This is a genomic window from Acidovorax sp. GW823-FHT01C06, from assembly GCF_058798375.1.
Window position 1 is genome coordinate 147,803 of sequence record NZ_JBXAKN010000007.1, and the last position, 18,450, is coordinate 166,252.

The window sequence follows — 18,450 nt, forward strand, 5'->3', positions numbered from 1 at the left end:
CGCCGGGTGGAGCCGGCGCCGCGCGGCGCGGGAACCAGCGGTGCGATGAGCGGCGGCCTCACTCCGGCCCGCTCAGGCCCTGTTCCCACTCCGCCAGCTGCTCGCTGGTGGCGATCAGCCGCCCCACCAGCAGCTTGATGAACGCCTTGTCGAAGTGCGACTGCAGGTCTTCCGACGCTCCGCGCAGCGCCGGGTTGCGCACCTTGAGCACCAGCACCTCGGTCTCTGCCACGGCGGTGGCGGTGCGCTTCCTGTTCTCCGGGCGCAGGTAGGTCATCTCGCCCAGGGTGACGCCCGGGCCCAGGGTGCTGAGGGTCCAACCCTGGCGGCTCACGGCCACCTGCCCCTCGATGAGGATGCAGAAGGAGTCGCCAGGCGTGTTCTCGCGCATGAGCACGGTGCCCCGCTCCAGCCGGCGCCAGCTGCCCAGGCGCATCAGCTCCCACAGCGCCACGTCGTGGAAGTCGGCGAAGAACGGCAGTGCGCGCAGGCGCGCGAAGCGTTCGGCCTCGGTGTCCTGCGAGCGCTGGCGCGGCAGGCCCTGGTGGGCGGCGAGCAGGGCCTGGGCGAAATCCTGCCAGGTGGCAAAGCGGTCTGCGGGCTGCTTGGCCAGGGCGCGCAGCAGCACGTCGTCCACATGGCCGGGCAGCGAGGCGCGCAGCAGGCTGGGCGGCGTGGGGGCTTCGTTGCCGATCTTGTAGAGGGTCGCGAAATCCGTGTCGCCGTCGAAGGGGCGGCGGCCGGTGAGCAGTTCGTACACCACCACGGCCAGCGAGAACATGTCGCTGTGGTGGGTGAGGTCCTGCTCGCGCACCTGTTCGGGCGACATGTACGACGGCGAGCCCACCAGGCCCGACAGCTGCGTGGCATCGCTGCGCAGCGACAGCGCCGCGCCGAAGTCGGTGAGCTTGACGTCGCCGCCCTGGGCCAGCATCAGGTTGGCGGGCTTGATGTCGCGGTGCACCAGGCCCTCGCGGTAGGCGTATTCGAGCGCGTTGCAGCACTTGAACGCGATGTCCAGCACCTGGGGCACGGGCAGCAGCGCGTCGGGCGTCGCAAACGCCGACAGGGGCTGTCCGTCGACGTATTCGAGCACCAGGTACGGCGGCAGCGCCTCTTCGTCCGCATCGAGCAGGCGCACGATGTTGGGGTGGCGCAGGCGGCCGGACAAGGCGGCCTCGTTGCGCAGCAGCTTGCGGTAGCGCTCGGCCTGCTCGGGCTGCCTGAGCAGGTGCGCGTGGGTCTGCTTGATGGCCACCTTGCGGCCCCGAAAACCGTCCAGCCCCAGGAACACGATGCCGCTGGCGCCCCGGCCCAGCTCGCGCTCGATGCGGTACTTGCCAATGCTGGCGGGCGGGGCCGAGGTGGTGGTGGCCATGGCGCGCTGACAGGTTGCGGGGTGCCGCCTCAGCAGCCGGCCAGGGCCTGCTCGAAGTCCGCGAGCAGGTCTTCCACCTCTTCCAGCCCGACCGACAGCCGGATCATGCTGTCGGCGATGTCCATGGCGGCGCGCACGGCCGGGCCGGCCTCCCAAAAGATGGTGTGGGCCACCGGGATGATGAGCGTGCGCGTGTCCGCCAGGCCCGTGGCCTTGATCGGCAGCTGCAGCCGGTTGCACACGGGCAGGCACTGCCCGGGGTCGCGCAGCTCGAACGACAGCAGCCACGAACCGGCCTTGAGGTGCTTCTGGGCAAACGCGTACTGGGGGTGCGACGGCAGGCCGGGGTACAGCACGCGCGAGACCGCCGGGTGCTGCTCCAGCCATTGCGCCAGGGCCAGGGCCGTGGCGCTGGTGCGGTCCATGCGCAGCGACAGGGTTTCAGCGCCCAGCGCGATCTGGTGCGCGGCGTGGGAAGACAGCGTGGCCCCCATGTCGCGCAGGCCCTTCTTGCGCAGTTGCTGAAGGCCCCAGCCCTTGGCGTCGCCCTTGCGGTAGGGGGCGAAGATGTTGGGGTACGTGCTCCAGTCGAACAGGCCGGTGTCGGTCACCGCGCCGCCCAGCGCCGCACCCTGCCCGCCGATGCTCTTGGTGAGCGAGTTGAGCACCAGCCCCGCGCCCACCGTGGACGCGCGAAACAGGTAGGGCGACGCCACGGTGTTGTCCACCACGTACAGCAGGCCGCGCTCGCGGCAGACCGTGCCCACGCCGTCCAGGTCGGGGACCTGCGTGCCGGGGTTGGCGATGGTCTCGACAAACACCATGCGGGTGTTGGGCCGCACCGCGGCGGCCACGTGGGCTGCGTCCGTCACGTCCACCAGGGTCACCTCGATGCCCAGGTCGGCCAGCGTGCCGAACACGCTGTTGGTGTTGCCAAACACGAACTGGCTGGCCACCAGGTGGTCGCCCGCCTTGAGCAGCGTGAGAAAGATCGCGCAGATGCCCGCCATGCCCGTGGCGAACACGATGGTGCCCTGCCCTTTTTCCATCTGGGTGATCTTGGCCTCCAGCGCCGCCGTGGTGGGCGTGCCCTGCCGCGCGTAGTTGAAGCCGCCCTTGGCGGTGCCCTGGAACACGGCGATCAGGTCCTCGACCTTGTCGTAGCCGTACTGCACGGAGGTGTGGATCGCCTTGTGGATGGCCCCATGCTCCGCGCCGCCCTGGCGGTCGGCGTGCAGGATCTCGGTCGTGAAATGGTTGGTCTGCGGTGTCGTCATAACAAGAAGCGATGTCTATGTGAAAGGCACTGGCGCCCAAAAACCGGCGCGCCCCCATACCAGCGCACCCGTGGAACTGGCTCCGCCAGGCCACCGGGTGCGTCCCCCTCAGGGGGAAGGCGCGCAGCGCCTCAGGGGGAGTCACCGCTCCGGCGCGATGTGCTCCGCGTAATCGTACAGGGCCCCCAGGATGTCCTGCGTGCGGTCGTCTTCGGCGGTCTCCGACAGCGTGTCGATTTCGGTGAACAGCTGCTCCACCGTGCGTGCCCCGCCCTGCCCGTCGAACAAGCAGGCTGCGCGGTGCGCCTCCCACTGCTGCGCTTCTTCAGGCGACAGCGTAGCGGGGAAGTTGCGCGCCCGGTAGCGCCACAGCAGCTCGGCCAGGCGCGGGTCGTCGAACGCGGCGCGGGAGCGGGCCAGCTTCTCGCCGCTCATAGTGCGCAGGTCGTTGAGCAGCCGGCGGTCGTTGTTGCCGACGAAGCCGCCGTACAGGTCCTGGTCCACATCGGGCGCAGCCTCGGGCGGGCGGGCGAACACGGCGGGCCAGATGCCGCTCATGTCGGGCAGGCCGCGTGCCACCTCGGCATGCTGGGCGGCCTGGGCCAGGTCGATGCCCCAGCGCTGGGCCAGCGCGGGCGTGAGCGTGTTCACGTTGCCCACCACCATGGGCGACTTGTTGAGGTGGATGGTCTTGACCGGCAGGCGCGTCACGCCGTCGGGTAGCGCGTCGGCCTTGCTGAACATGCGCAGGCGGATCTCGTCGGCCCCCATGGTGGCGAGGGCCGCCGGATCCTGGGAGAGATCCCAGGCGATGAGTTCGTTCTTGTTGGTGGGATGGCTGGCCAGCGGCCACATCACGGCCAGGCACCCGCGCTCGGCCGGGAACATGCCCGAGACGTGCAGGAACGGCCGGGCCGTGATGGCGGTGGCGGGCAGGCGAAGCTCGGTGGCCACGCGGTCCTTCTTGTGCAGCGAGAGCGCGAAGTCGAAGAGCTTGGCGTTGCGCTCGCGGATGAGCCGCGCCAGCGCAATGGTGGCGCGCACGTCCGACAGCGCATCGTGCGCCGCCTCGTGCACCAGGCCGTTGGCCTTCGAGAGATGCTCGAGCTTGAAACTCGGCGAGCCGTCCTCCTTCCGGGGCCACTGGATGCCGTCGGGCCGCAGCGCGTACGTCATGCGCACCACGTCCAGCAGGTCCCACCGCCCGCACTGGTTCTGCCATTCGCGCGCGTACGGATCGATGAGGTTGCGCCAGAACATGAAGCGCGTGATCTCGTCGTCGAAGCGGATGGTGTTGTAGCCCACGCCGATGGTGCCGGGCTGCGCGAATTCGGCCTCGATGCGGGCAGCGAACTGGTGCTCGGGCACGCCTCTTTCCAGGCACAGCTGCGGCGTGATGCCGGTGATGAGGCAGGACTGCGGATCCGGCAGGTAGTCGCTGGCCGGCTGGCAATAGAACATCAGCGGCTCGCCGATTTCATTGAGCTCGGCATCGGTGCGGATGGCCGCGAACTGCGCGGGCCGGTCGCGGCGCGTGTTGGCACCAAAGGTTTCGTAGTCGTGCCAGAGGAAGGTGTGGGGGGCCATGGTCGGTGGGCAAACAGGGGCGGGACGGGAACAAGGCAGGGGAAACAGCGAACTGTAACCTGATTTGCAGGCATTTTTAGCCCGCAGCGCATACCGTTCAAGCGCTGGCAGCTATCAAAATAGTAGTAATCGAAGGCCACAGCTTCCACGGCCGCTTCACGCCGTGATACACCTGTGGCCCGGCTCCCGCGCTGCGGCACGGGACAATGGCGCATGCACAGCACCCACCGAGCACCTTTCCCGTTCTTGCGGCACCCTATCTCCCTCGCGTCCCCACTCCGGCTCCCGCTGGCGGCCTGGGCGGCCGCCCTGGCGCTGGCGGGTTGCGCCGCCGCCCCGTCCCCCTCCCACCGCCCTAGCACAGGGACGGCGCCGCAGGCGGCAGCCGCCCGCGTGGCGCCCCCCGCTGCAACCGGCCCGGACACCCCCGCATCCTCCCCCGGCGGCCCCGCCGCCGACATGGTGGACCACGCAGCGGGCTTCGCCGCCTGGCGCGCCGCCTTTTCCGCGCAGGCCCTGGAGGCCGGCATCCAGCCCGGCACGGTGCGCAGCGTGCTGGGCCAGGCGCAATGGCAGCCCCGCGTGGTGGAACTGGACCGCGCGCAGCCCGAATTCACCCGCACGCCGTGGTCCTACCTCGACAACGCGGTCTCCCCGCAGCGCATCGCCCAGGGCCAGGTCAAGCTGGCCGAACACAGCGCCGCGCTCGAGGCGGCCGCCGCCCGCTACGGCGTGCCGGCCACCCTCATCACGGCGATCTGGGGCATGGAGAGCAACTACGGCAGCAATTTCGGCACGTTTCGCACCGTGGACGCGCTGTCCACGCTGGCCTACGAAGGGCGCCGGCGCACCTGGGCCCAGGCGGAGCTGCTCGCGGCGCTGCGCATCGCGGACCAGGGCGACATCCCGGCGGAGCGCATGCTGGGTTCCTGGGCCGGCGCCATGGGGCACACGCAGTTCCTTCCTTCCGTCTTCCTGGCCTATGCCGTGGATGCCGACGGCGACGGACACCGCGACATCTGGGGCAGCATCCCGGACGTGGTGGCATCCACCGCCCACTTCCTGTCCCGCTCGGGCTGGCAACCCGGCGAGCCCTGGGGCGCCGAGGTCCAGTTGCCGGCGGCCTTCGACCACACGCGCGCGGACCCGGCGGTGCGCCAGACCAGCGCGCAATGGGAGGCCGAGGGCGTGCGCGCGCCAGGGGGCCAGCCGCTGCCCCCCCTGGGTGCGGCCTCCATCGCGACCCCTGCCGGAGCGCGCGGGCCCGCCTTTCTGGTGGGGGCGAACTTCCGGGCGATTCTTCGCTACAACAACTCCGTCAACTACGCCCTGGCGGTCGCACTGTTGTCCCGGCAGATCGGCGGGGGCGGCCCCATCGCCGCGCCCTGGCCACGCGACCTGGAGCCCCTGTCGCGCACCCAGCTGCAGGCCCTGCAGGAGGCACTGAACCGCAAGGGCTTCGCGGCCGGCACCCCGGACGGCGTGATGGGCCCCGCCACCCGCGCAGGGCTGCGCGCCTTCCAGCGCAGCACCGGCAGCGTGGCGGACGGCTATCCCACCCTGGAAATGCTGCAGCGCCTGCAGGCGCCCTGACCCCGCAGGGCCCCGCCCGGCTGCACGCCCCCACGGACAGCGCGAAAAGCGCAAGCTTCCGCGAATCCGGCCAAAAAAAAGCCCACGGCATACACCGTGGGCTTTTACCTGGCCGGCACGCACGCGGCCAGGGCGGCCGCGCCGCCGCGTGTCAGTCCGCCGTGGCCTCTTCCGGCTCGGCAGGTTCGGACTTGGCCGAGCGCTCCTTCTTGGGCAAGGGCTGGATGTCCAGCAGCACCTCGGACGTTTCCACGCCCTTGTCGTCGGTCTTGAGCTCGATGTCGACCGTCAGGCGACCCCCTTCCGTCAGGCGGCCGAAGAGCAGCTCGTCGGCCAGCGCACGGCGGATGGTGTCCTGGATCAGGCGCTGCATCGGCCGCGCACCCATGAGCGGATCGAAACCCTTCTTGGCCAGGTGCTTGCGCAGGGCGTCGGTGAAAGTGACTTCCACCTTCTTCTCCGCCAGCTGCGTTTCCAGTTGCAGCAGGAACTTGTCCACCACGCGCAGGATGATCTGCTCGTCGAGCGCCTTGAAGTTGACGATGGCATCCAGCCGGTTGCGGAACTCGGGCGTGAACAGGCGCTTGATGTCGCCCATCTCGTCGCCCGCCTGGCGCGGGTTGGTGAAGCCGATCGTCGCCTTGTTCATGGTCTCGGCGCCGGCGTTCGTGGTCATGATGATGAGCACGTTGCGGAAGTCGGCCTTGCGGCCGTTGTTGTCCGTCAGCGTGCCATGGTCCATGACCTGCAGCAGCACGTTGAAGATGTCCGGGTGCGCCTTCTCGATCTCGTCGAGCAGCAGCACCGCGTGCGGCTTCTTCGTGATGGCTTCCGTCAGCAGACCACCTTGGTCGAAACCGACATAACCTGGAGGCGCGCCGATCAGGCGGCTCACGGCATGGCGCTCCATGTACTCCGACATGTCGAAGCGGATCAGCTCGATGCCCATGATGTAGGCCAGCTGCTTGGCCGCCTCGGTCTTGCCCACGCCCGTGGGGCCGCTGAACAGGAACGAGCCGATGGGCTTGTCGCCCTTGCCCAGGCCCGAACGCGCCATCTTGACCGCGCTGGCCAGCACTTCCAGGGCCTTGTCCTGGCCGAACACCACGCTCTTCAAGTCACGCTCCAGCGTCTGCAGCTTGCCGCGGTCGTCGTTGGAGACGTTGGCCGGCGGAATGCGCGCGATCTTGGCGACGATCTCCTCGATCTCGGCCTTGCCGATGGTCTTCTTGCGCTTGCTCGGCACCATGATGCGCTGCGCGGCGCCCGCCTCGTCGATCACGTCGATGGCCTTGTCGGGCAGGTGGCGGTCGTTGATGTACTTGGCGCTCAGCTCGGCGGCGGCCTGCAACGCTGCAGCGGCGTACTTCACGCTGTGGTGCTCTTCGAAGCGCGACTTCAGGCCCTTCAGGATGTCGATGGTTTCGGCCACGCTGGGCTCCACCACGTCCACCTTCTGGAAGCGGCGCGACAGCGCGGCGTCTTTTTCAAAGATGCCGCGGTATTCCGTGAAGGTCGTCGCGCCGATGCACTTGAGCTGGCCGCTCGAAAGCGCCGGCTTGAGCAGGTTCGAGGCATCCAGCGTGCCACCCGACGCGGCGCCCGCACCGATCAGCGTGTGGATCTCGTCAATGAACAAGATTGCATTGGGCTTGTCCTTGAGCGACTTGAGCACGCCCTTGAGGCGCTGTTCGAAGTCACCCCGGTACTTGGTGCCCGCCAGCAACGCGCCCATGTCGAGCGAGTACACGGTGGCCTCCGCCAGGATCTCCGGCACGTCGTTCTGCGTGATGCGCCAGGCCAGGCCCTCGGCGATCGCGGTCTTGCCCACGCCGGCTTCGCCCACCAGCAGCGGGTTGTTCTTGCGGCGGCGGCACAGGATCTGGATCGTGCGCTCCACCTCGTAGTGGCGCCCGATCAGCGGATCGATCTTGCCTTCCTTGGCGGCCTGGTTCAGGTTCTGGGTGAACTGCTCCAGCGGCGAGGCCTTCTCGTTGCGCTCGGAGCCACCGCCCTCTTCGCCTTCGGCCTGGTTTTCCGCCTTGGCGGGCTCTGGCGGCTCGCCCTTCTTGATGCCGTGGGCGATGAAATTGACCACGTCCAGCCGCGTCACGCCCTGCTGGTGCAGGTAGTACACGGCATGGGAATCCTTCTCGCCGAAGATGGCCACGAGCACGTTGGCGCCCGTGACTTCCTTCTTGCCATTGCCCGTGGACTGCACGTGCATGATGGCGCGCTGGATCACACGCTGGAAGCCCAGCGTGGGTTGCGTGTCCACCTCGTCGGTGCCAGCCACCTGGGGCGTGTTGTCTTTGATGAAGTTCGCCAGCGATGAACGCAGATCATCGACGTTGGCAGAACAAGCGCGCAGCACCTCCGCTGCGCTGGGGTTATCGAGCAATGCAAGCAACAGATGCTCCACGGTGATGAACTCGTGGCGCTGCTGACGGGCCTCAACAAAGGCCATGTGCAAGCTGACTTCCAGTTCCTGGGCAATCATGTGAACTCCTTTGTGCTTGCGTGGAAGGGATAACTGTAGATCGGGATCAAAAACCTGTTATTCAACAGGCTCACTGACACATTGCAGTGGGTGGCCCGCCTTGAGGGCGGCGTCAAGCACTTGTTCCACCTTGGTGGCAGCCACATCGCGGGAGTAAACGCCGCAGACGCCTTTGCCATCGAGGTGGATCTTCAACATGATCTGGGTGGCTTGCTCGCGGTCCTTGCTGAAAAACTCCTGCAGCACCACGATGACGAACTCCATGGGGGTGTAGTCGTCATTGAGCATGACCACCTGGTACATCTGGGGCGGCTGGGTCTTTTGTGTGCGTCTTTCGAGCACGACCGAACCGCCATCATCCCGCGCTGGCCGGGTCACGGGCGGCGCGGTGGGGGGTGAAGGTGGTTTTGTTGCCATGAAAATCATTCTAGCGATCCGCGCGGGGTGATGCCGTGAGAGAAATCTGACGTTGATCCTGTTTTTTTCAAGCTATGGCGCGCCGGATATTCACTCTTTGGTGTCGCGGGCCCGCCCTATTCGTAGACCACGGTGGCGGACCCGCTGCCAGCCTGGGCCGTCCAGGCCGCGAGCGCCGCGTCGGTGGGATAGAAACGGGCGCTTTCTCCCAGTTGCAGCTCCGCGACCGCCGCCGCGTCGCCCGCCACGCAGCGCACGCCCATGCGCACCCGCAGGCCATGGACCAGTTCGCCCTCCGCGATCTCCTCGCGGCGGGCGGGAAATTCCCGCACCAGCCGGGGCACATCCGGCCCCTTGTCGCCCACCAGCACATGCAGATACTTGCCGAAGCGGCAGCGCGCCCCGGCCAGATCCCAGACCTGCTGCACCTTCACGCGCAGCCCGCCACTGAAATGGTCCAGCTGCAGGCGGCCCATCATCACCACGAACTCGTCTTCCTTGAGCTGGTTGCGGTAGGTGTTGAGCAGTGCCTCGTCCGCGGAGGCTTCGATGACACCGGATTTGTCGTCCAGGCGGAAGAGGCCCAGCCTGCCGCGCTGGCCATTGATCACCCGGAAGTCGCTGATGATCCCGGCGAGGACCTGGGGTTCTCGGCTGTCCAGCAGCTCGTCGATGGAGGTGCGCACGAAGCGCCGCACCTCGGTGGCGACTTCGTCGAACAGATGGCCGGAGAGGTAGAAGCCGACCGCCGTTTTCTCCTGCGTCAACCGCTCCTTGATGCCCCAGGGCATGGCATCCACCAGATCCGGCTCCTGCGTGCTCGAGCCATGGGCGTCGTCGCCCATCATGTCGAAAAGCCCCCCCTGGTTCACATTGGCCAGCGTGGCCGCCGAAAAATCGAACGCGCGGTCGATGGAAGCCACCAGGGAGGCACGGTTGAGGTGGAGCGAGTCAAACGCACCCGCCTTGATCAGCGCCTCCACCGTGCGCTTGTTCAGGCGCGCCCGGTCCACCCGCACGCAGAAGTCGAACAGGCTCTTGAAGGGGCCGGTGGTCGAGCCTTGCGGCCCCTCGCCCCGCCCCTCGCGCGCGGCCACGATGGCTTCGATGGCCTGCTGCCCCGTGCCTTTGACGGCCCCCAGGCCGTAGCGGATGATCTTGTCGGTCACCGGCTCGAAGCGGTAGAAGCCCCGGTTGACATCCGGCGGCTCGAACGAGAGCCCCATCTTCTGCGCGTCCTCGAACAGCACCTTGAGCTTGTCGGTGTCGTCCATTTCCACGGTCATGTTGGCGCAGAAGAACTCGGCCGTGAAGTGCACCTTGAGCCAGCCGGTGTGGTACGCCAGCAGCGAGTACGCGGCAGCGTGCGACTTGTTGAAGCCGTAGCCGGCGAACTTCTCCATCAGGTCGAACACTTCGTCGGCCTTCTCCTGGCCAATGCCCTTCTCGGCGGCCCCCTTGCGGAAGATCTCGCGGTGCTCGGCCATCTCCTCGGCCTTCTTCTTGCCCATGGCGCGGCGCAGCATGTCGGCGCCGCCCAGGCTGTAGCCCCCCAGCACCTGGGCGGTCTGCATCACCTGCTCCTGGTACACCATGATCCCGTAGGTCTCGGCGAGCACCTTTTCCACCAGCGGGTGCGGGTATTCCACGACCTCCTTGCCGTGCTTGCGGTTCACGAAGCTGGGGATCAGGTCCATGGGGCCCGGGCGGTACAGCGCGTTGAGCGCGATCAGATCCTCCAGCCGGCTGGGGCGCGCCTCCTTGAGCATGCCCTGCATGCCCCGGCTTTCAAACTGGAACACCGCCTCGGTCTTGCCTTCCGAGAACAGGCGGTAGGTGGGCCCGTCGTCCAGCGGGACGGCTTCATACGTGAAGTTCTCCTGCCCCTTGTGGCGCTTCATGATGAATTCGCGCGCGATCTCCAGGATGGTCAGCGTGGCCAGACCCAAGAAGTCGAACTTCACCAGGCCGATGGCCTCCACGTCGTCCTTGTCGTACTGGCTCACGGCCGATTCGCTGCCCGGCTGCTGGTATAGCGGGCAAAAGTCGGTGAGCTTGCCCGGCGCGATCAGCACCCCGCCCGCATGCATGCCTATGTTGCGCGTCATGCCCTCGAGCTTCTGGGCCATCTCGATGATGGTCTTGACGTCCTCTTCCTTCTGCACGCGCTCGTACAGCTGCGGCTCCAGTTCCAGCGCGTAGTTGTTCTTGTCGCCTTCCTTCTTCACCTCGGGCGGGTAGGCCAGCGTGTACGACATGCCGGGCTTGCCCGGCACCAGCTTGGAGATGCCGTCGCAGAACATGTAGCTCATGTCCATCACCCGGCCCACGTCGCGGATGGCCGCCTTGGCGGCCATGGTTCCGAAGGTGGCGATCTGGCTCACCGCGTTCTTGCCGTACTTGTCCTTCACGTAGTCGATCACCCGGTCGCGGTTGGACTGGCAGAAGTCGATGTCGAAGTCGGGCATGGACACCCGTTCGGGGTTCAGGAAGCGCTCGAACAGCAGGTTGTACTGCAGCGGGTCCAGGTCGGTGATCTTGAGCGCATAGGCCACCAGCGAGCCGGCGCCCGAGCCCCGGCCCGGCCCCACGGGACAGCCGTTGGCCTTGGCCCACTGGATGAAGTCCCCCACGATGAGGAAGTAACCCGGAAAGCCCATCTTGAGGATGGTGCCGATCTCGAACTCCAGCCGCTCCACGTAACGCGGGCGCTGCTGGTCGCGCTCGGCCTCCTTGGGAAACAGCAGTTTCAGCCGCGCCTCCAGGCCATCGAACGATGCAAGCCCGAAATACTCGTCGATCGGCATGCCGTTGGGTGTGGGAAAGTCCGGCAGCTGCGGCTTGCCCAGCACCAGGGTGAGGTTGCAGCGCTGCGCGATTTCCACCGTGTTCGCGATGGCCGAGGGCACGTCCGCAAACAGCGCCTCCATCTCCGCGGAGGATTTGAAGTACTGGTCGCGCGTGAACTTGCGCACGCGGCGCGGATTGGCCAGGATCTCGCCCTCAGCGATGCAGATGCGCGCTTCGTGCGCCTCGTAGTCGTCCGCCGTGGCGAACTGCACCGGATGCGTCGCCACCACGGGCAAGCTCAGGCGCGCCGCCAGCTGCGCCGCGGCCACCACGTGGCTTTCATCGTCCACGCGGCCCGCCCGCTGCAACTCGATGTAAAACCGGTGTGGAAACAGCCCCGCCAGGCGCAAGGCCACCTGGGCGGCGCCCGACTCATCCCCCTTCAGGAGGGCCTGCCCCACGGGCCCTGCCTGTGCCCCGGCCAGGGCGATCAGCCCCTCCGAAAGCTCCTGCAGCCAGTCCCAGGTGCACAGCGCCAGGTTCTTGACGACATTGCGCGTCCAGGCGCGCGCCAGCAGTTCGGACAGATTGAGGTAGCCCTGGCGGTTCTGCACCAGCACGATGAGGCGCGAGGGCGCTGCGCCCGCCTCGCCCTCCAGAAAGATCTCGGCCCCCAGGACGGGCTTGACGCCCTTGCCCCGCGCCTCCTTGTAGAACTTGATCGCGCCAAAAAGGTTGTTGAGATCGGTGATGGCCAGCGCGGGCTGGCCGTCCTTGGCGGCGGCCTTGGCCACCTCATCGATTCGATTGGTACCGTCGACGACGGAAAACTCGGTGTGCAGGCGCAGGTGAACAAACATGGGAGCATTGTAGAAAGCCCCACGCGCCTCGCCACGAAAGCCAGCCGCACGGCGCCTCTTGACAGGGACGGCCGCCGGTACAATGCCTTTCCGTGCCCCGGATGCCAACGGCGCCCGGCCCGCTGGACCGGCGCAGATATCCTGCACCCCCTGTCTCCTCTTTTGCTGAAAGCTGCTTGCGATGCTGCGTGCCCCACTGCCCCTCGTTTCCGCCCTGCTGCTTGCCGGTCTGCTGGCGGGTTGCTCCAGCACGACCGAAGACAAAACGGCCAACTGGAGCCCCAACCGCATCCATTCGGAAGCGCAGGACGAGATGAACAGCGGCGCCTATGACAAGGCCGTTCCCCTGCTGGAAAAGCTGGAGGGCCGCGCGGCAGGCACTCCGCTGGCGCAGCAGGCCCAGATCGACAAGGCGTACGCGCACTACAAGGCCGGCGAGAAGGCCCAGGCCATCGCGACGCTGGACCGTTTCATGAAGCTGCACCCCGCCAGTCCGGCGTTCGACTACGCGCTGTACCTCAAGGGCCTGGTGAACTTCAATGACAACCTGGGCCTGTTCTCGTTCATCTCGCGCCAGGACCTCTCCGAGCGCGACCAGAAAGCCGCCAAGGATTCGTTCGAAGCCTTCAGCGAGCTGGTCACCCGCTTTCCGGAATCGCGCTACGCGCAGGACTCGCGCCAGCGCATGACCTACATCGTCAATTCGCTCGCGCAATACGAAGTGCATGTGGCGCGCTACTACTTCCAGCGCGGTGCCTATGTGGCGGCCATCAGCCGCGCGCAGGTGGCGCTGGCCGACTACCAGGGCGTGCCCGCGCTGGAAGAAGCGCTGTACATCCTCATCCAGTCCTATGACGCGCTGGGCATGACGCAGCTGCGCGACGATGCGCGTCGGGTGATGGACACCTCGTACCCCCAGAGCGAGTACGTGCGCGGCGGCCTCAGGGCCAAGGCCGATCCGTGGTGGAAGTTCTGGTAAGCGCCTGAACCGCGGCCTCGAATTCCTGCTGTGATTCCAGGCGCCGCATCGGCGGCAGCGCCGCCAGCAGGCGCTTGCCATAGCCCATGGTGACCAGGCGGGTGTCGCCCACCACGAGAATGCCGTGGTCGGACTCGCGGCGTATCAGGCGCCCCGCCCCCTGCTTGAGCGCGACGGCCGCCTCCGGCAGCGCGTAGGATTTGAACGCCTTCCCGCCCGATTCTTCGATGCGCTGCGTGCGCGCTTCCACCAGGGGGTCGCCCGGAGGCGGAAAAGGCAGCTTGTCGATGACAACAAGCTGCAATGCGTCGCCGGGCACATCAAATCCTTCCCAGAACGTGGCCGACGCCACCAGCACACAGCCCCGCTGTCCGTGCTCGCTACCTTCCCGAAAACGCTCCATCAGCCGCCGCTTGGGCCACTCGCCCTGCACCAGGACCTCCAGGCTGCCCGATGCCGCAAACCGGTCTCCGAGCGCATCCCCGATCGTGCGCAGGGCCTTGAGCGTGGTGGTCAATACCAGCGTGCGGCCGCCGAGCTGCTCCGCCGCCTGGGCCACCCATTGCGCCAGCATGCCGCTGTGCGCGGGGTCGGCCGGCGACGGCAGGTGGCGCGGGACGTACAGTGCCGCCTGCGACGCATAGTCGAAGGGGCTCGCGACCCGCAGGATCTCGGCATCCTGCAAGCCGGCCCGCTCCGTGAACCAGCTCAGCCGCTCGTCATCGCCCAGCGTGGCCGACGTGAAGATCCATGTCCTGCCGGGGCCCGCCGCGGACTCCTCGGGCCAGCCATCTTCGCCCGCCGGTTCGGCCGGCGCGGCCAGCAGGCGGGTGCGCATGGCCTCGGCGATGTCCAGGGGCGACTCCATCAGGCGCAATTGCGCGCCCGCATCGATCCAGCGCACGGCGTCAGGGTTGCCAGGGCCGGCGAAATGCGCCAGCCGCGCCAGCAGTTCGGTCCCGCGCTCGTACAGCCGCACAAAGTCGGGCGCCATTTCGCTGACCGTGTCGAGCGCCTCCTGGGCCTGTGCGCAGGCGACCGCCACGCTGCGGATGGCCGCATGCCACGCATCACCCGCCACGCCCTGCGGCGCCTCATCCGTCCAGCGCAGCTTCGCCCCGCCCCGCCGCTCTCCCACCGTCAGGCGCAAGTCCCGGGCCGAAAGATCCACCAGGCTGGCCAGCCCCGTCCAGTCCGCCAGGCCGCGCGCATGCTGCAGCCCCACGGCCAGGAGGTCCCTGCCGAAGTCCATCAGCTGGCCCGTGGACAGCGCAAGCCCCAAAAACTGCACGCCGGTCTCGTTGATCTGGTGCGCCTCGTCGAACACCACCACGCGCACCGACGGCAAGAGCTCGGCCATGCCGGATTCGCGGACCGCCAGGTCGGCAAAGAAGAGGTGGTGGTTGATGACCACGATGTCCGCCGCCAACGCCTCCCGCCGTGCCAGATGCACGTGGCATTCGCGGAAACGCGGGCACGGGGAGCCCAGGCAGTTCTCCCGGGTGGATGTGACCAGCGGGATCACGGGCGACCGCTCGTCCAGCCCTGTCAGCTCCGCCAGATCGCCCGAGCGGGTGCCGTGCGACCAGCTCTCCACCTTGGCCAGCACGCGCGCCACGCCGGGCTCACGGGCAGACACGTCCTGGCGCGCCAGCTCCATGCGGTACAGGCACAGATAGCTCGCCCGGCCCTTGAGAAGCGCCATGCGCACCGGCAGGCCCAGCGTCTGGGCCAGGCGCGGAAGATCGCGCGCGAACAGCTGGTCCTGCAGGGCCTTGGTGGCGGTGGACAGCAGCACGCGCTCGCCGCTGAGCAGCGCCGGCACGAGGTAGGAGAAGGTCTTGCCCACCCCCGTGCCCGCCTCCACGACCAGGGCGCCACCGGCCTCGATGGTGCGCGCCACGGCCACCGCCATGTCCGTCTGTCCCGCACGGGGCTGGAAATGCACGTCCGCCCGCGCCAGCACGCCATCGGCGGCGAACACCTCCTGAACCATTTCCGCCAGCGCCATCAGGCGGGCTCTTGGGGTTGAAGGGCCCGCTCCAAGCGATGCATGGCATCGCGCAGCGCAAGGCGGCGCTTCTTGAGGCGGCGCAGTGTGAATTCGTCAGGTGCCCCGTCTGGAGCACACAGGTCGATCAGGGCATCGAGATCGGCATGTTCGATGCGCAGTGCAATGAGCTGCCGGTGCGGAGAATGGAGGCTGAGGTTCAAGGCGTGGGGGCCGCAGGATGGCAAAAATGCCACAGGCGGGCGGATAATACGCGCTTGGCCCGCATTCCGCGACGGCCGTTTGCGTACGCGCCCCCACAATCACCAGCATGACCAAAGCGTTTCGCCTCATCGCGTCCACCGGTATCCACAAGGGTGACCGGGAGTACCAGCAAGACCAGGTGACCTTGATCTCGCACGAGCGGCACAACGGCTGCGTGCTGGGCGTGATTGCCGACGGGATGGGCGGCCGCAGCGGCGGGCGCAAGGCATCCGACCAGGTCATGATGACGGCGCGCCAGCTGTTCGAACGCTATTCTCCGGACACCGACGACCCGGTGGCCATGCTCAAGAGCATGGTCGAGGAAGCCCACATCGTCATCCGCCTCACGGCCATCGCGGCCGAGCAGGAGCCGCACAGCACCATCGCGGCCTTCCTCATCAACCCGCGCGGCGACTGCCACTGGGTGCACGCGGGCGATTCGCGCATCTACCACTTTCAGGGCGCGCGCATGGTGTTTCGCACCAGCGACCATTCCTATGTCCAGGCACTGGTGGACCGGGGCGAGCTCACCGAGGCGGAGGCCAACAACCATCCGCATTCCAACATCCTGGTGGGCTGCCTGGGGACCGAAAGCGACCCGCCTATCACCACCCATGTGATTCCGCAGCTGCAGCCGGGCGACGTGCTCATGGCCTGCAGCGACGGCGTGTGGCACTACTTTTCGCCCACCGAACTGGGTTCCGTGGTGGACTCGCTGTCGCCACGGGAAGCCACGGAGTTCCTGATCGAGAAAGCCCGTTCCCGGGCGCGCGGCGGCGGTGACAACCTTTCCCTGGTCATCGTGAAGATGGAAGCGCTGGTGGAAGAAAAGAAGGTGGCGCGCCTGGTCCCCGCCGACGCAGGCCGGCCCTGATACGCCCCGGGGCCCGGCTGACGCTGGTTGGTGGGCTCACGCCTGCGCCAGCAGATCCAGGCCGCCCCGCCAGATCCCTGCGCGGCGCGCCTGCGCATGCCCTCCGCCAGAACCGTTCTCAGCGCGCCGCCGAAGCGGCGGGTAGCGGCGCGGCGGGTTTGCGCCCCTGGGCAGCGGCCTCTGCCTGCGACTTTTCTATCCGTGCGCGGCGTTCCTGCGCGGCCTTGAGCGCGGCCGCGTGGCGTTCGCGCGCCTGCGCGGCACGCTCGGCATTCGTGGCATTGTGGGCAGCCCGTTCCTCTGCCTGCTTCTGCACCCGGTCGCGCTGCTGCTGCGCCCGTTGCCCTGCCTCCTGGTCGCGCTGGGACTTCATGCCCTGCGGATCGTGCGGCTTGCGCAGCAAGGCATCCGGCGCGCTGGCACCCGCCGACGGCCCCTCCGGCACCACCGCCCGCTGCTTTTCCTCGATCGATTTCAGGCGCTCCGCCGCCTTTTCCTTGCGCTCCGCGTCGTTGAGTTCGATCTCCTGGGCACGCAGGCGGGATTCCGCGTCACGCGCTCCCGCACGGACACCGCGAAGGCAGTCCTCCACCGAGAAGCGCTGGTAGCAGGCCGCTTCGTCCTGCTGGCGCCGGGCCTTGATGGCATCGCGCTCGTGGCGAATACGGTCGTGCTCCGCCTTGCGCTGGGCGGCCGCGGCCTGTGGGCTGCCCTGCGGCACACCCGCTGGCGCACCGGATTGCGCCGGTGCAGGGGCCGCGAAAACACAGGCAAAGCCTGCGAGGACAACAAGGGCCAGGCGCTTCAGCATGATCATGTCAGCCCCGTATCGACAGTGCGGCGCTCCAGCGCCAGGAATTCCTTGGACTGCATCTCGTTGAGCCGCGAAATCGTGCGCGGGAACTCGTGCGCCAGGGGGCCTTCGGTGTACAGCTGTTCGGGCGGCACCGCCGCGGACAGGATGAGCTTGACCCGCCGGTCGTAGAGAACGTCCACGAGCCAGGTGAAACGCCGCGCGGGCGACGCCATGCTCACGGGCATGTGGGGCACGTCGGACAGCAGCACGGTATGGAACTGCGTCGCGATCTCCAGGTAGTCGTTCTGCGAACGGGGACCGCCGCACAGCGTCTTGAAGTCGAACCACACCACCCCGCCGGCCTTGCGGCGGGCGCGGATCTCGCGGGCCTCGATGTGCAGCACCGGGTCTTCGTCGTGCACTTCGGCCAGCTGGTCGAAGGCCTGGCCCATCTCGGCGTCCGCCTCGGGCCCCAGTGGCGTGTGGTACAGCTTCACATGCTCCAGGGTGCGCCGGCGGTAGTCGGTGCCGTTGTCGACATTGACGACTTCCAGCCGCTCGTTGAGCAGGGCGATCGCGGGCAGGATGCGGTCGCGGTGCAGGCCGCCGGGGTACAAGTCGTCGGGCTTGAAATTGGAGGTGGTGACAAAACCCACGCCGTTGTCGAACAGTGCCGCCAGCAGGCGGTGCAGGATCATCGCGTCGGTGATGTCGGCAACGTGGAACTCATCGAAGCAGATGAGCTTGTAGCGCCGCGCAATGCGTTCGCCCAGCACGTCCAGCGGGTTCACCGTGCCCTGCAGCGCCGCCAGCTCGCGGTGGACCTCGCGCATGAATTCATGGAAATGCAGGCGCACCTTGCGCTTCAGGGGCACGGCGTCGAAGAAGCACTCCATGAGGAAGCTCTTGCCGCGCCCCACCCCGCCATACATGTACACGCCGCGCGGAATGTCCGGCCGGTTGATCAGCTTCTTGAGCGCGTTGGAGCGGCGGGCCTTGTAGGCCGCCCATTCATCGGCGCAGCGCTGGAGGGCATCCACGGCACGCAGCTGGGCAGGGTCGCTTTGAAAGCCTTTGGCGGCCAGCTCGGCCAGGTAAGCCTGTTTGACGGTCACGTGGTGGTTGTCCTGATACTATGAATTTAA

At 67.5% G+C, this 18,450-nt stretch carries 13 protein-coding genes; 3 read left to right on the top strand and 10 right to left on the bottom strand.

What is annotated here, in order from left to right; genetic code table 11:
* Positions 1–58 precede the first annotated feature (58 nt).
* The 3 genes from AC1RCS_RS15835 to sbcB form a co-directional block, all read right to left on the bottom strand.
* Complete coding sequence (locus tag AC1RCS_RS15835; RefSeq protein ID WP_218341140.1) at positions 59–1,378, bottom strand: protein kinase domain-containing protein; 1,320 nt, start codon at positions 1,376–1,378, stop codon at positions 59–61.
* A 29-nt stretch (positions 1,379–1,407) separates the two neighbouring features.
* Positions 1,408–2,655: a cystathionine gamma-synthase family protein gene (locus AC1RCS_RS15840; protein WP_492245343.1), complete on the bottom strand. Its 1,248-nt coding sequence runs from the start codon at positions 2,653–2,655 to the stop codon at positions 1,408–1,410.
* A gap of 141 nt (positions 2,656–2,796) precedes the next feature.
* Positions 2,797–4,242 (bottom strand): exodeoxyribonuclease I, encoded by a 1,446-nt coding sequence (sbcB, locus tag AC1RCS_RS15845; protein WP_492245344.1) that lies wholly within the window; start codon positions 4,240–4,242, stop codon positions 2,797–2,799.
* A gap of 213 nt (positions 4,243–4,455) precedes the next feature.
* On the opposite strand from sbcB, the gene AC1RCS_RS15850 reads away from it, so the two are divergent.
* Positions 4,456–5,835, top strand: a complete 1,380-nt coding sequence (locus AC1RCS_RS15850; protein ID WP_492245345.1) for a lytic murein transglycosylase — start codon at positions 4,456–4,458, stop codon at positions 5,833–5,835.
* Between the two features lie 151 nt (positions 5,836–5,986).
* Here AC1RCS_RS15850 and clpA read toward each other — a convergent pair whose 3' ends face one another.
* From clpA to dnaE, 3 genes are all read right to left on the bottom strand, one after another.
* Positions 5,987–8,335 carry an ATP-dependent Clp protease ATP-binding subunit ClpA gene (gene clpA / locus AC1RCS_RS15855; RefSeq protein ID WP_492245346.1) on the bottom strand — a complete coding sequence of 783 codons (2,349 nt, stop codon included), beginning with the start codon at positions 8,333–8,335 and terminating at the stop codon, positions 5,987–5,989.
* A gap of 57 nt (positions 8,336–8,392) precedes the next feature.
* On the bottom strand, positions 8,393–8,761 hold the full coding sequence (gene clpS, locus AC1RCS_RS15860) for an ATP-dependent Clp protease adapter ClpS (RefSeq protein ID WP_029414237.1): 369 nt from the start codon (positions 8,759–8,761) through the stop codon (positions 8,393–8,395).
* Positions 8,762–8,868: 107 nt separating this feature from the next.
* A complete protein-coding gene (gene dnaE / locus AC1RCS_RS15865; protein ID WP_218341139.1) occupies positions 8,869–12,402 on the bottom strand; it encodes a DNA polymerase III subunit alpha in 3,534 nt (1,177 codons plus the stop codon).
* A 181-nt stretch (positions 12,403–12,583) separates the two neighbouring features.
* Here dnaE and AC1RCS_RS15870 point away from each other — a divergent pair, with 181 nt between their 5' ends.
* Positions 12,584–13,381 carry an outer membrane protein assembly factor BamD gene (locus AC1RCS_RS15870; protein ID WP_218294827.1) on the top strand — a complete coding sequence of 266 codons (798 nt, stop codon included), beginning with the start codon at positions 12,584–12,586 and terminating at the stop codon, positions 13,379–13,381.
* Here AC1RCS_RS15870 and yoaA read toward each other — a convergent pair.
* Together yoaA and AC1RCS_RS15880 are read right to left on the bottom strand one after the other, a co-directional pair.
* Positions 13,344–15,392: a DNA repair helicase YoaA gene (gene yoaA, locus AC1RCS_RS15875; protein WP_492245347.1), complete on the bottom strand. Its 2,049-nt coding sequence runs from the start codon at positions 15,390–15,392 to the stop codon at positions 13,344–13,346. The two genes, AC1RCS_RS15870 and yoaA, sit on opposite strands and share 38 nt — an antisense overlap.
* Positions 15,392–15,595, bottom strand: a complete 204-nt coding sequence (locus tag AC1RCS_RS15880; protein ID WP_218294825.1) for a YdcH family protein — start codon at positions 15,593–15,595, stop codon at positions 15,392–15,394. Before AC1RCS_RS15880 ends, yoaA begins: the two co-directional genes overlap by 1 nt.
* Before the next feature lie 107 nt (positions 15,596–15,702).
* Here AC1RCS_RS15880 and AC1RCS_RS15885 point away from each other — a divergent pair, with 107 nt between their 5' ends.
* Complete coding sequence (locus AC1RCS_RS15885) at positions 15,703–16,509, top strand: PP2C family protein-serine/threonine phosphatase (protein WP_218294824.1); 807 nt, start codon at positions 15,703–15,705, stop codon at positions 16,507–16,509.
* A 118-nt stretch (positions 16,510–16,627) separates the two neighbouring features.
* On the opposite strand, the gene AC1RCS_RS15890 is transcribed toward AC1RCS_RS15885, so the two are convergent.
* Positions 16,628–17,326 carry a hypothetical protein gene (locus AC1RCS_RS15890; protein ID WP_492245348.1) on the bottom strand — a complete coding sequence of 233 codons (699 nt, stop codon included), beginning with the start codon at positions 17,324–17,326 and terminating at the stop codon, positions 16,628–16,630.
* The gene (gene zapE, locus AC1RCS_RS15895; protein WP_218294822.1) at positions 17,323–18,420 is read right to left on the bottom strand and encodes a cell division protein ZapE; all 1,098 of its coding nucleotides are present in this window, start codon (positions 18,418–18,420) and stop codon (positions 17,323–17,325) included. Before zapE ends, AC1RCS_RS15890 begins: the two co-directional genes overlap by 4 nt.
* Between the last annotated feature and the right edge of the window lie 30 nt (positions 18,421–18,450).